Origin of the sequence: Sinorhizobium medicae (assembly GCF_007827695.1) — a bacterium.
GTDB classification, from domain to species: Bacteria; Pseudomonadota; Alphaproteobacteria; order Rhizobiales; family Rhizobiaceae; genus Sinorhizobium; species Sinorhizobium medicae.
In genome coordinates this window covers 48,742-62,189 of record NZ_VITA01000018.1, presented here as the reverse complement: position 1 = coordinate 62,189, position 13,448 = coordinate 48,742, and the positions used below count along the sequence as shown (strand labels likewise).

12 protein-coding genes are annotated in these 13,448 nt (G+C 60.5%); 5 read left to right on the top strand and 7 right to left on the bottom strand.

Annotated features, from left to right (window positions below; genetic code table 11):
- Position 1: 1 nt before the first annotated feature.
- The 6 genes from FB009_RS25325 to FB009_RS25300 form a co-directional block, all read right to left on the bottom strand.
- The gene (locus FB009_RS25325; RefSeq protein WP_011970679.1) at positions 2-784 is read right to left on the bottom strand and encodes an aminoglycoside nucleotidyltransferase ANT9; all 783 of its coding nucleotides are present in this window, start codon (positions 782-784) and stop codon (positions 2-4) included.
- A 30-nt stretch (positions 785-814) separates the two neighbouring features.
- Complete coding sequence (locus FB009_RS25320; protein ID WP_011970678.1) at positions 815-1,735, bottom strand: ABC transporter permease; 921 nt, start codon at positions 1,733-1,735, stop codon at positions 815-817.
- Positions 1,735-2,802 carry an ABC transporter permease gene (locus tag FB009_RS25315; RefSeq protein WP_011970677.1) on the bottom strand — a complete coding sequence of 356 codons (1,068 nt, stop codon included), beginning with the start codon at positions 2,800-2,802 and terminating at the stop codon, positions 1,735-1,737. The genes FB009_RS25320 and FB009_RS25315 overlap by 1 nt, the downstream gene beginning before the upstream one ends.
- On the bottom strand, positions 2,786-4,321 hold the full coding sequence (locus FB009_RS25310) for an ABC transporter ATP-binding protein (protein WP_145162129.1): 1,536 nt from the start codon (positions 4,319-4,321) through the stop codon (positions 2,786-2,788). Before FB009_RS25310 ends, FB009_RS25315 begins: the two co-directional genes overlap by 17 nt.
- 88 nt (positions 4,322-4,409) lie before the next feature.
- Positions 4,410-5,504: a BMP family ABC transporter substrate-binding protein gene (locus tag FB009_RS25305; protein ID WP_011970675.1), complete on the bottom strand. Its 1,095-nt coding sequence runs from the start codon at positions 5,502-5,504 to the stop codon at positions 4,410-4,412.
- A gap of 53 nt (positions 5,505-5,557) precedes the next feature.
- Complete coding sequence (locus FB009_RS25300) at positions 5,558-6,325, bottom strand: GntR family transcriptional regulator (protein WP_011970674.1); 768 nt, start codon at positions 6,323-6,325, stop codon at positions 5,558-5,560.
- Positions 6,326-6,663: 338 nt separating this feature from the next.
- Between FB009_RS25300 and FB009_RS25295 the strand changes: the two genes are divergently transcribed.
- Genes FB009_RS25295 through FB009_RS25285 form a run of 3 tightly spaced genes read left to right on the top strand, consistent with a single transcriptional unit; the run spans position 6,664 to position 10,018 of the window.
- Positions 6,664-7,569, top strand: a complete 906-nt coding sequence (locus FB009_RS25295; protein ID WP_011970673.1) for an aromatic ring-hydroxylating oxygenase subunit alpha — start codon at positions 6,664-6,666, stop codon at positions 7,567-7,569.
- A gap of 24 nt (positions 7,570-7,593) precedes the next feature.
- Positions 7,594-9,360, top strand: a complete 1,767-nt coding sequence (locus tag FB009_RS25290; protein ID WP_011970672.1) for a Rieske 2Fe-2S domain-containing protein — start codon at positions 7,594-7,596, stop codon at positions 9,358-9,360.
- A gap of 10 nt (positions 9,361-9,370) precedes the next feature.
- On the top strand, positions 9,371-10,018 hold the full coding sequence (locus FB009_RS25285; protein ID WP_011970671.1) for a glutathione S-transferase family protein: 648 nt from the start codon (positions 9,371-9,373) through the stop codon (positions 10,016-10,018).
- A 146-nt stretch (positions 10,019-10,164) separates the two neighbouring features.
- Here FB009_RS25285 and FB009_RS25280 read toward each other — a convergent pair whose 3' ends face one another.
- The gene (locus FB009_RS25280) at positions 10,165-11,016 is read right to left on the bottom strand and encodes a sugar phosphate isomerase/epimerase family protein (protein ID WP_011970670.1); all 852 of its coding nucleotides are present in this window, start codon (positions 11,014-11,016) and stop codon (positions 10,165-10,167) included.
- 316 nt (positions 11,017-11,332) lie between these two features.
- Between FB009_RS25280 and FB009_RS25275 the strand changes: the two genes are divergently transcribed.
- Positions 11,333-12,220, top strand: coding sequence for a sugar phosphate isomerase/epimerase family protein (locus FB009_RS25275; RefSeq protein WP_018210619.1), 888 nt, complete (start codon positions 11,333-11,335; stop codon positions 12,218-12,220).
- A gap of 57 nt (positions 12,221-12,277) precedes the next feature.
- Positions 12,278-13,447 carry a mandelate racemase/muconate lactonizing enzyme family protein gene (locus FB009_RS25270; protein WP_018210618.1) on the top strand — a complete coding sequence of 390 codons (1,170 nt, stop codon included), beginning with the start codon at positions 12,278-12,280 and terminating at the stop codon, positions 13,445-13,447.
- The last annotated feature ends 1 nt before the right edge of the window (position 13,448 follow it).

Sequence of the window (13,448 nt, the reverse complement as noted above, 5' to 3'; positions counted from 1 at the left end):
GTCATAGGGCCTCTGCCACGCGTTGACGCAGAAGCGCTGCCGTTCTCTGCGCTGCGGTTTTCCGGTTGCTCCATTCGTCATTCACTCTGCCCAAATAGGCGTCACGCGCATAGAGCAGTGTCTGAGCTTCCGTGTCCGGCATCTGGTTCGCCGCCCATTCGGCCGCCGCATCCTTGGTGATGAAGTCGCCGCTGACCGACGTGCGCCACATCCGCGCGAGGGTCAGCAATACGTTCCGCTCATCCCCATGGAGACCGTCGACCAATACGGGAAGCGCCTCGCGCATTGCGCCGCGGACGTGTTCCAACGGAATGGAGGGCAGGAGCCCCGTAGGCTCTGGACCTAATATCGGCACTGCCTCTTGTCGAGCCTGAGCGAGCACCAGCGTATTCTCCGGATCGGACACCGGCATCGGGAGTTGCCCGGATTCAAAGGCATCCCGCAACCATTCGCCGTAAATGAATTCAGCCCGAACGGGAAACATCGGCGCGGAGATGTCTACCTGCAGAAACACCATCAATTCGACGCAGCGTGGAGCTCCCGGCGGGCGGGGATGACGCCCGGAAATGCGCAGCAAAGCCGAAAGAAGAGCTCTGCGTTGTTCGTCAGTCATGGGGCGGTCTGTGACGGCCAGGAGGTCAACGTCACTCTGCGGCCGCAACCCACCCGAAACGGCCGATCCATGCAGATAGACGGCGAGAAGCGCGTCCTGAAGGATCCTGCTGATCGTCTCCGATGCTGCCAGCGCCTGGTCGCTCGGCTGTGGTGGTGTCGCTGATTGCATCCCGCATCTCAACTCATCGTGATCCGGTGATCAGCTCGCTGCGCGAAATGGCTTTGCCAGCGAGGCCGGAAAGTGCAGTGCCAGCATCTGGCGATTTTGCGAAATGATCACCAGAACGATGATCGTTGCGAGGTAGGGAAGGGCGGAGAGGAGCTCTGACGGGACTGCTATGCCGAGAGCCTGCCCTTGTAGCTGCAGGATCGTCATGCCGCCGAACAACCAGGCGCCGATCAGGACGCGCAGCGGCCGCCATGTCGCAAAAACGACGAGTGCCAGCGAAATCCAGCCCTTACCGGCCGTCATGTTCTCCACCCAGAGTGGGGTGTAGGCGACCGACAGATATGCGCCGGCCAGGCCGGCCATCAGCCCACCGAAAAGCACCGCCATATATCGGATCCTGGTGACCGGATAACCGATCGCGTGTGACGTCTCGGGCGATTCGCCGATGGTGCGGAGAATGAGGCCGCCTTTGGTCCGGTAAAGGAACCAGGTGATGAGCCCGAATATAGCGATCGCCAGGTAGACCATCGGGTCGAAGCGGAAGAACAGCGGCCCGACCACAGGGATATCGGACAGCAGGGGTATATGGATGCGTTTGAGCGCATCGATCGGCGTGCTGCCGAAACCGCGCCCGAGGAACGCCGAGACCCCCGATCCGAATATGGCGAGCGCCAGGCCGGCTGCATACTGGTTGGTCAGAAAAGTCAGCGCCAGAACGCCGAAGAGAAGCGAGGTGGCGGCGCCGGCGAGTGCGCCGGCCGCAATGGCTACCGGCATGGGGAGGCCGGAGATCACCGCCCAAAAGGCAAAAGCCGCTCCCATCAGCATCATTCCCTCCAGGCCGAGGTTGAGTACGCCGGATTTTTCGACGACGAGCTCCCCGAGGGATGCGAAAATCAATGGCGTCGCGGCGATAATGGTGCCGGTGAAAATGGCAATGAAAAGGTCCATCACGCGTGCTCCGGAATGTGGCGAAGGCGGTAGTAGATGAAGAAATCGGCGGCGAGCAGAAAGAACAGAAGAACCCCTTGGAAGATGCGGGTGAGCGCTGCCGGAAGGCCGAGCGTCATCTGAACGGTTTCGCCGCCGAGGAAGAGAAGCGACATCAAAAGCCCCCCGAGGACGATGCCGAATGCGTTCAGGCGTCCGATGAACGCAACGATGATTGCGGCAAAGCCATAGCCGGGCGAAATCTGCGGCGACAATTGCCCGAGAGGACCGGCGACTTCGGCCATGCCGGCAATTCCTGCCGCCGCGCCGCCGGCAAGCAATCCTGTCCAGACTGCGGAGGACTCACGAAAACCTGCATAGCGTGCCGCAAGCGGAGCGGCGCCGCTCACCGACATCTTGTAGCCGAGAAAGCTCCGATCGGCGAAGAGCCACATAAGCACCACCGCCACGGCCGTGATGAAGACAGATGGATTGAGCCGATAGGCATAATCGAAAGGCTCGAACATTGCCGCCGGGGGCAAAAGCGCGGTTTGCGGGTAATTGAACCCAGCCGGATCGCGCCACGGGCCGTGCACCAGAAAGGATAGCAACAGCGTCGCGATATAGGTCAGCATGAGCGTGACGAGGATCTCGTTGGTGTTCATGCGGGCCCTGAGAAAAGCCGGGATCGCCGCCCAAACCATGCCGGCGCCTGTGCCGGCGAGAAACATCAGCGGCAGCAGGAGCGGGCTCTCCGGATTGGGATAAAAGAGGCCGACGCCGCAGGCGGCGATGGCACCGATGATCAGTTGTCCTTCGGCGCCGATGTTCCAGATATTGGCACGGAATCCGACCGCGAGCCCGCAAGCGATCAGGATCAGGGGCGAAGCCTTCAGCAGCCATTCGGACAGGCCGTTGATGGAATTGAGCGGGGCGACGAAGAAAGCGTGCAGTGTGATCAGCGGATCATAGCCCAGCGCGGCAAACAGGACGGAGCCGGCAAGAAAGGTCAGCGCCGTCGCGATCACCGGAGCGGCGATCCGCATCTGGGCGGACGGTTCCGGCCTTTGTTCAATTCTCAAGCGCAACTTCGCTTCTCCTTGCTTCGCCATGACCGACGCGTGTCATCAGCAGGCCGATTTCTTCGCGATTGGTTTGCTTTCTGATCAAAGGCGGTGAAACCCGGCCGTTCGAGATGACGAGCAGCCGATCGCAGATCTCGAACAGCTCGTCCAATTCCTCCGAAACGACGAGCACCGCGGCCCCGGCGCGGCTGAGATCGACGAGCGTTTGACGGATGAAGGCGGCGGCACCGACGTCCACGCCCCAGGTCGGTTGGGACACGAGGAGCAGCTTGGGTTCCAAAGTGAGCTCGCGTCCGACGATGAATTTCTGGAGATTGCCGCCGGACAGGCTTTGAGCGCTCGATTGAGGTCCATTCGCCTTTACCTTGAAGCGATCGATGATGCGCCTTGCGAAATCGCGGGCCTGCCCGCGCTCGACGAGGCCTTTTCGCACCAGGCCCGTCCGGTGCGCCGTCAGCAGGGCATTCTCCCACAGGCAATGGGGCGGCACCGCGCCACGGCCGAGGCGTTCCTCCGGAACGAAGGCCATTCCGAGCTTGCGCCGTTCTCCGGCGCCAAGATGGCCCGACGGCCTGCCGCCGATGAGGATGGTCTCCGAACGCGAATGGGTCCGTTCGCCGCTCAACAGCGCGATCAACTCGGCCTGACCATTTCCCGACACGCCGGCCAGTCCAACGATCTCGCCGCCATGCACATCGAAGGAGATATTCGTCAGTTCGGTGCCGTATTCGTCGCGGGCGGGAGCGGAAAGACCGCGGACTTCCAGCACCGGTTTTTCGCTCGGCACCGAAGGGCTGACATGCATTTCCGGAAGCTGCGAACCGACCATCATCCGGGCAAGCTCCAGCGAAGTCGTTTCCTTCGGTCTGGCCACGCCGGTCACCCGGCCGTTACGCAGCACTGTGGCGGTATCGCAAAGTTCCTGCACTTCATCGAGTTTGTGGCTGATGTAGACGATGCTGCAGCCTTCGCTCGCGAGCTGGCGTAGCGTTTCGAACAACTTAACCACAGCCTGTGGTGTGAGTACCGACGTCGGTTCGTCGAGTATCAGAAGCTTGGGTGACTGCAGCAGGCAACGCACGATCTCGACACGCTGGCGCTCGCCGACGGATAGGTCATGTACCCGGCGGTGCGGATCGATGGGCATGCCGTAGCGGGCCGACAGGGTCTTGATCTCGGCCGCGAGCCTGTCGAGATCGAAAACGCCTTTAATCGCCAAGGCGATATTCTCGACCACCGAAACGGATTCGAAGAGCGCGAAATGTTGATAAACCATTTCGATCCCGAGCGAGCGCGAGATTGCCGGATTATGGGCTTCTATCCGTTTGCCGTCGCAGTAGATTTCACCGGAATCGGCCTGGGCTGCGCCATAGATGATCTTCATCAGCGTCGATTTGCCGGCGCCGTTCTCGCCCAGGACCGCATGAACCTCTCCTCGCTGAATCGACAGGGAGATGTCTTCGTTTGCGACGATGCCGGGATAGCTCTTGGTAATGTTGTGCAGTTCGAGGCGGGGGATCATGGCCGCTCCTGCCGAATATTGGTAAAGCCGAGGGGAGGGATCTGGACACGACCGGCATGTCCGCCGGTCATGTCCTTTTGCCGGCGGCTCAGCCGAGCTTGCCGATCATTCCCCTGACGAACCAGTTCATGCCCCGAATATCCGTATCGGAGAGGACAGACCCTGCCGCCACTTTCACGTTGCCGTCCTGGTCCTTCAATTCGCCGGCATAGGGATGGAGTTTGCCGGCACCGATGTCGGCCTCGAGCTGCTTGAGCTTGCCTTGGACATCGGCGGGGATCGCCTCGTTATACGGCGCCATCTTGACCACGCCGGCGGCCAAGCCATCCCAGCGTGCCTCGGCTTTCCAGTTCCCTTCCGCCACCCCCTTCGCCGCGCGGACGTAATTGGTGGACCAGTCAAGGACGAAGGCTGTGAGGTGCTTGCCGGAGCCGAACTTGGCCATATCGCTAGCATAGCCGATCGACCAGGCGCCGCCTTCGCCGGCGACCTGCACGCCGGTTGCCGTATCGGTCATGGAGCAGATGACGTCACATCCTTGCGACAGCAGAGTATTGGCCGCTTCCTTCTCCTTTCCCGGATCGAACCAGGAATTGAGAAAAATGGCATTGCAAGTGATCTCCGGATTGACGCTCTGGGCGCCAAGCAGCAGCGCGTTCGCCGGCCCGACAATGTCGGGAATTGGGAAGCCGCCGATGAAACCGATTTTGCCGGACTTGCTCATATGCGCGCCGGCAGCACCTGCGACGAAAGTGCCCTCGTAATATTTGGCTTCGAAGGTGCCGAGATTTGCGAGGTGCACAATGCCCGAACAGTGCTCGAACGCAGTTTTGGGGAAGCGCGGCGCCACTTTCTGCAGCGGCGTGCCATGCGAGAAGCTGGTGCCGAAGATTAGTTGATTGCCGGAGGCAGCAAGCTCGCGGAACACCCGCTCGGCATCCTGCGGCATGAAGATGTTGTCGAGGACGGTAATGGCGACTTTGTCGCCGAACTCGTTCTTGATCGCATCTACCCCGAGGCTGTGCTGTTTTGTCCAACCGATTTCCGCGATTGGCGACACATAGACAACGCCGATCTTAAGAGGGTCTTCGGCGCTGGCAGCCTGCGCAAGGCCGCCGGTGCTGAGTGCCACACCGGTGGCGCCGGAATATCGAAGAAATTGTCGTCTGGTCAGTCTGAACATGGCAGTACCCCTTTGTCGGTTCGTGTCGTTTCGCCCGGCTTGTGGCGCCGGGTCTATTTCGTGGCGTGGACGTGGCCGTGCGTGCCGGTCCCGCCGCTTTCTGCGGTTTTCTTGCGCAGCGGTTTCGGCGCCTTGTCGATCTTGCCGTCGATATAGGGCTGAAGCGCCTCGCGTGGCGTCAGCTCCGGAAAGACCTGTCGATCCATGATATAGCCGCGCACGACGCTGCGATGATGCGCATCGATCAGTTCCATGACCTGCTTCAGCCGGCCTCGTTCGAGCAGGTCGATCACCCGCTGATGATCGTCGAGCAGATTGCAATAGTCGAAGTCGGCGGAGATCAACGAGCGCAGAAGCGTTGTGCGCCGCACAAGTTGAGCATGGATTTCCTGCATCACCTTATTGCGGCTCAGACGGACGAAGAGCGTGTGGAACTCCTGGCCGAGAACGTCGGCGAGCGCATCATTGCCCGCTTCGATGGCCTGACGCTGCCGTTCCACGTGCTGGCGCAGCTCGGCAAACCCCGCAGGGCCAAGCCTGTCGCTGAGCTGTGCGGCCACGCCTTGTTCGACCAGCGTCAGCGCGTCGTAGATCTCCATCGCCTCCTGCATGCTGGGGCGGGCGACGAATGCACCGCGATTGCGTTCGATCTGCGCCAGACCATCGTCTGCGAGCCGGATCAATGCCTGGCGAATGACAATCCGGCTGACCTTGAAGATTTCGGCAAGCTCACGTTCGCCCAGCTTGCAGCCCGGCACGAGCCGGTGATCGATGATTGCACGGGTCAAGATGTCGGCAATCGCCTGCGAACGGCTGCTCATGACAAATTTCTCCACGATCCACAGAATTGACTGCGGGACAGCATATGGAGCATCGACCGGCTGCATATACCGCGTTACGATTTGCATATCGGTATTCAATCAGCGCGGGCTGTCAATCAAAAAAGAATATTTGGCAGACAATTTTTTATTGATTGATATCCAATCTTGTGTTTCCAATGATCCCATCAGAGCTAGGTTCATGGGGAAGTGCTAGCCAGGGAGGATGCGATGAGCGGATCTGCCCTTCGCAGCAATGGAGTTTCTCTCCGCGTGGTCACCTATGGCGCGTTTCTGGCCCCGGTCATAGGCACAGCAGCCATTTACGGAGGATTCAACAGATGACGCCCACCAAATGCCAGGATCAGGTCGTCCTCGACCTGTGGCACCCGCTTGCAGCGCTCGCCGAGGTACCTGCGGGTTTCGTCCAGGAAACGGTGCTGCTGGAAGAACGTGTCAGTTACGCGACGGATGGCGGCGGCAACGCCGCAGTGTGGCTTTCGCGCCCGGACCTGGTAGCCGGCTGTCCCTTTGAACCCGGCGCACTGACGAGGGCGCTGCCGGCCAAGGTCGCCTACGGCTACATCTGGACATCGCTCGGCACTCCGCCGACCGAACTGTTTTTCATTCCTGAATATGCCGAGCCCGACCGCCGGAGGCTCAACGCTGCCACCGTCGGTGTGAACGTCTCTGCGCCACGCGCCATCGAGAACTTCCTCGACATGGGCCACTTTCCCTATGTCCATACTGACATTCTCGGGGCGGAACCGCACACAGAGGTCAAGGAATACGATGTCGAGCTCTCGGTCGAGCGCGACGAGATTGTCGCGACGCGCTGTCGCTTCTTTCAGCCCAAAGCCTCGACCGCTTCGACAGAAGGTGCCGACGTCGAATACATCTACCGGGTGCCGCATCCCTACTGCTCGATCCTCTACAAATCGAGCCCGGTAGACGAGACGCGGCTCGACGTCATAGCCGTTTTCCTCCAGCCGATGGATCAGGAGCACATCCGCGCACATATGATGCTCTGCGTCCTTGACGATGAGAATGAAGACAAGGTGATCAAGCGCTTCCAGCAGACCATTTTCGGCCAGGACAAGCCGATCCTGGAGAACCAGTTCCCGAAGCGACTGCCGCTCGATCCGCGCGCCGAAACCCCGATCCGAGCCGACAAGTCGGCGATCGCCTACCGCCGATGGCTCAGCCAGAAGGGCGTGACCTACGGGGTCATCCCGGCCGCCACCTGACGTTTCAGAATTCTGGAGAGAACGATGCTCGATACCGCCAAGACCAGATGGCATCCCATCGCCGCGAGCTATGACCTGCCGTTCCGCCACGTGTTTCACGCCCAATTGCTCGGCCGCGAATTCGCCGTCTGGCGCGCCGACGACGGCTACGTCAACATCTGGGAAAACCGCTGCCTTCATCGCGGCGTCCGCCTGTCGATCGGCATCAACGACGGTCGGGAGCTGAAATGTCAGTATCATGGCTGGCGCTATTCCAACCGCACCGCCGGCTGCACCTATATACCCGCGCATCCGGCCGACGCGCCGGCACGCACCATCACCAACCGCACCTTCGCCGGCGTCGAGCGTTACGGTCTGGTCTGGTCGGCTGAGGAGCCGCATGGACGGGTGCCGGACGTTGCCGGCCTCCGAGAAGGCGAACAACTGGCGCTTCGCGGTATCCCGCTCAATGCGCCGGCCGATGCGGTTGTCTCGGCGCTGACGGGATATCGCTTTCAGCCGAATGGCAGGCTTCAAGGTAACACGGCGAATGTGTCGCTGGAGGGGAGCGATACTTTTTCGGTGGCGCTCCGGGCCTACGAGGAGGGGGCTGAGACGCTTGTCGTCTTCTTCGTCCAGCCGGTCGACTCCAGCCGATCGGTCATCCGCGGCGTACTCGATGCCGGCCCCCAGGGCGCCGAACGGCTGGCCATCCTGCGCCATCATAACGAACGGCTTTCGAAGCTCCGCGAGATCGCGGAGCGCGAGGCTCAAGCCGCACCGCAGCCGGCGCCGCTCGAGCCGGTAATCGAGCGCGTCTCGCCGGAGCTTGCCGAGATGCCGGAAATGACCGCCCATGGCCGCAAGGCGACCATCCGTGTGACGGTCGCGCGGAAGTGGCTGGCTGCCGACGGGATCGCCGCGTTCGAGCTGCGTCCGGTCCAGGGGCTGCTGCCCACTTTCCAACCCGGCGCCCATATCGACGTGCACATGCCGAATGGGCTGGTCCGGCAATACTCGATCACCAATGGTCCGGGCGAAAGCGACAGCTATGTCATTGGTGTCAAGCTTGAGCGGGATTCGATGGGGGGCTCGCTGTGCATGCATGAGACCGTCCGCGAGGGCGACCTTCTCGCCATCTCGGAGCCGCGCAACAATTTCCCACTGCGCCGCGATGCGGTGCGCACCATCTTCGTTGCAGGCGGCATCGGCGTTACGCCGCTCCTTGCAATGGCGCAGGCGCTCAAGAATCAGAACCTCGACTACGAGTTCCACTATTTTGCCCAAAACCAGGAACAACTCGCATTCCCGGAAAAGACCGCGCTCCTGGGCGAGGCACTGAAGCCCCATCTGGGGTTTCTCCCGGAAACGACTGCCGCTAAGCTTAAGGAGATTCTTTCCGGGTACCGGCCCGATATGCACGTCTATCTATGCGGGCCCGGGCCTATGTTGGAGGCGGCGCGCCGGATCGCAGCGGACCTCGGCTGGCCCGAAACCGCGGTGCATTTCGAATATTTCAAGAACACCAACACGATCGATGACAGCTCGAGCTTCGAGGTGGCCTTAGCGCGCTCCTGCGTGACTTTGCAGGTGACCGCCGGCAAAACCATTCTGGAGACCATGCGCGAAGCCGGAATCGACATGCCCTCATCCTGCGAGCAGGGTGCCTGCGGCACCTGTCTTGCGACGGTGATCGAGGGCGAGCCAGACCACCAGGACGTCTATCTCAACGATGCCGAGCGCAAGTCCGGCACCAAGATCATGACCTGCGTGTCGCGCGCCAGGTCCGCGCGCCTCGTCCTCGATCTCTAGGAGCTGCCCGATGATCACCCTCTACGATTACGAACTCTCGGGCAATTGCTACAAGCTCAGACTTCTGATGAGCATGCTCGGCATCGAGTACAATACGGTACCGGTCGATTTCTACCCCGGCCGCGAACACAAGTCGGATTGGTTCCTGAGACTCAATCCGCTCGGACAACTGCCGGTGATCGAGGATGACGGACTGGTGCTGCGCGACGCGCAGGCGATCCTCGTCTATCTCGCCTCCAAATATGATCCTTCCGGCACCTGGTACCCGCGCAGCGATCCGGCGCTTCTCGGCGAGATCAGCCAATGGCTCGCCTTTGCCGACGGTATCACCGGCACGGCTTCGGCCGCACGTCTCCATGACGGCCTATTCTACGATCTTGACGTCGAGTCGGCTCGAGCCGGGGCGCACAGGCTGTTTCGCATCCTCGACGAACACCTCTGGTTCGGCGAGCAGGAACGGCGTGATTGGATCTGCTCGGGGCAACATCCGACAGTCGCCGACATCGCGTGCTTCCCCTACGTCATGCTGTCCGAAGAGGGTGGGGTCTCCAGGCAGGATTACCCGGCAATTCGCCGCTGGTGCGATCGCGTCAAGCGAATCAAAGGGTTTACGGTCATGTCCGGGATCTTTCCCGCCGGCCCTGCGCGTGCGGCCTGACCTGAGCGGAAACACTAACGATGCACGGGCAATCAGGCACCCTATGCCCACGTTCGACAAACTCGTTCCGTACGGCCGATTGGGAAGCCGGAGGGTAGAGCGCCAAACGTTCTAAGTGTGCCTTGCAACTCGCATAACCGGATCCCTCAAACTGCTGCCTGCCATCCGGTCCGGATGTGACGGTATCCTTCGCGATAGACCGCTTCGGGCGTCTCGGAGAAATCGCGCCAGACCTTCGTTGCTGCCGCAAGATCCTTTAACGCGCGACCAAAGGCCTCGATTGTAAGCCAGCCGTCATAGCCGCTCGCGCGAATTGCCTTGAAGGTCTCGGTCCATGGAATGTTCCCGCGCCCCGGGACGCCGCGGTCGTTCTCCGAAATGTGGACGTGTACGATGCAATCCTTGTTACGGGTGAAAGCTCCGATAGGGTCGGCTTCTTCGATATTGCTGTGGAACGTATCGTACATCGCACGAATATTCGGATGGCCAATCTCATCGAGATGGGCGGCAAGGTCATCCATTGTGTTCAAGAGGTAACATTCGAAGCGGTTCAGCGCTTCAAGCGCAACTGTGACGCCGCGCTTGGCAGCATGTTCGCCGATCGTCCGCTGCGAGGAAATGGACCACCTTAGTTCCGCGGCCGTCGGCCCGGCGCCGGAAAAGTGCCCAAGAGTAGAATGCAGAGGGCCGCTCAGCCTGTCCGCACCGAGAGCCGCGGTGCAGTCGATAGCCCATTGCGTGTAGGTGATGCCGCGATTACGTGTCTCAGGATCAGGCGAAATCAGGTTCATGGAAGGGTCGGGCATGGCTGAAACCGCCGTGCGCTCCAGGCCTATGTCATCGAGCAGCCCGCCAAGTCGGCGGTAGTCATCCGGGCTGCCCTCGAAGATCGGAATCTCTACCCCATCGAAGCCGGTCGCATGAATGTCCCGCAGTAGTTTCTCATGTTTTCGGCCAACGCTTGTGGTCCAGAGAAACATGCACATACCGATCTTCATGGGTGCGCCCTCCAGGTTCTCGCAAACGCGGCCAGTCTCCTGCACTCACGCGTCTGGTATTACCAATTCTACGATCAAGGTCAAGCAAGCAACGTCACTCATTCCAAATGAGCCCCCAGCGATGCTCTTTTACGCAACGTATTCGTTGAATTTCGCGGGAAAAATCGAATGAGCAGACGCATTGCTGATCGGGCTCGTTTAGGATAAAACCAACTGAAAAGCAAGAATTGGCCGAACCAGTTTCGTTTCGCCCAAGTTGAGGAGGGCCGCGCGCACCCTCTGGGTACCGCGGATAAAGATAGTCTCGGAGGACATTATGCACCTTTCGACGCACAACTGGATGCGAGCAGAGCCACTCGCCGTGACGCTGAAGCGCATTAAAAAATATGGCTACGAGAGCATCGAAATTTCGGGTGAGCCGGCCCAATACGACATCAAGGACACTCGCGCGCTGCTTAAGGAACACGGCATCCGTTGTTGGGGCGCGGTGACACTAACCTTGGGCGAGCGCAATTTCGCAGCCAAGGACGAGAGTCAGCGCGCAAAGTCGGTGGATTACGTAAAGAGTGTCATCACAATGGTGAGTGAACTCGAAGGCGAAATCGTTACCCTCGTGCCGGCAACTGTCGGCAAGCTCATTCCGGATGCCACCGAGGAGGAGGAGTGGACGTGGGTTGTTGATGCGACGAAGGAATGCTTCGCCCACGCGCAGAAAAAAGGCGTCCGGCTGGCGGTCGAGCCGCTCAACCGTTTCGAGACATACCTCTTCAATCGTGCTGCGCAAGCGCTTGCGCTCGCCGACGCAGTCAGTCCCGAGTGCGGTGTCTGCCTTGATGCCTTCCACCTAAATATCGAGGAGGAGGACATATACGATGCAATCAGACTCGCCGGAAATCGACTTTTGGACTTCCACGTGGCAGATAACAACCGCTTTGCGGCAGGTCTGGGTCATCTTGACTGGCCGAAGATCGTCGCCACTCTGAAAGAGATCGGATACGATGGTGCGCTCACGAATGAGTTCGTGGCACCGGTAGATCGCACGCCGGCCGCCAAATATCCCGACATGGTGGAGCGCACTCCGGTTGATATCCCGCCGGAGCAGCTAAAGTTCATCCAGGATCATGGATCGAGCTTGCTCACTGAGAAGTTCTACGACGACCAGATGCGGATCACAGCAGAGACCATACTGCCGCTGATCAAGTGACGACCGGGGGCGAGCATGCCCTCACGGCCCTCGCGCTGTGAGGTTCAGGGAGGCAAAATGCGTATTAAGACTGTCCAGGCCTGGTGGGTTCGCATACCCATCGAAGCAAGTCGGCAGCATCGCAGCGATTTCGGTCGCCTGACGACCTTCGACGCGGCGATCCTGCGAATCGAGACGAATGACGGCATAGTTGGATGGGGCGAGGGCAAGAACGCCGCGGGCAGCGCGGGTACTTACGGCACACTCGTACACATGCTCAACCATGAGGTGGGGCGACAGCTCATCGGTCGCGACCCCGCTGATATCTCCACAATCTGGGAGACGCTTTATAACGGCACGCGCCACGAAACGGCGGCGGCGTCGGGGCATGCGATGCCAGAACTTGCACGGCGTGGCCTCTCTGTCGCCGCGATCAGTGCGGTCGACATTGCCCTGTGGGACATTCTCGGCAAGTCGCTGGGCGTGCCGGTTTGGAAGCTTCTTGGCGGACGTAAGGCGGATCGGTTGCCTGCCTATGCTTCCGGTGGATGGGAAACAGCTGAGAAGATCGGCGACCAACTGCGATCCTACATTGCCAGTGGCGGCTTCAAGTCGGTCAAGATGCGGGTCGGTGCGATGGATGCCGGGCCGCATGTCTCGGCAGCCCGCGTGCGTGCCGCGCGGAAGGCGCTGGGGCCTTCGGTGGATCTCATGGTCGATGCGCATGGCACCTACACGGTTGCTGACGCTAAGCGGTTCATCCAACTCGTCCAAGACTTCGATCTCGCCTGGTTCGAGGAGCCGGTGATCGCGGACGACAAGTACGGCATGGCGGAGGTGCGTGCCGCCGGCAACGTGCCGATCGCGGCCGGAGAGAGCGAGGCGACCCGTTTCGCCTTCCGAGACCTTGCTGTGCTGCGCGCGGTCGATATATTCCAGCCCGACCCGGCATTCTGTGGCGGGATAACGGAAGCGATGCGCATTGGTGCGATCGCCAGTGCCTTCAACCTCCGTTTCGCTCCGCATCTGTGGGCCGGTGCTCCGTGTTTCTTCTCCGGACTGCAGATCTGTGCGGCTTCTCCGGCAAGCTTCGTCGTCGAATACTCCCTCGGTGCAAACCCGATGATCCACGACCTCGTCGAAGACACTGTGGCCGTAAAGGACGGTATGATAGAGATCCCCGATAGACCCGGTCTGGGGTTTACGATCAACGAGCGCGTCCTAGAGAACCACGCGCAAAGACTGTGAC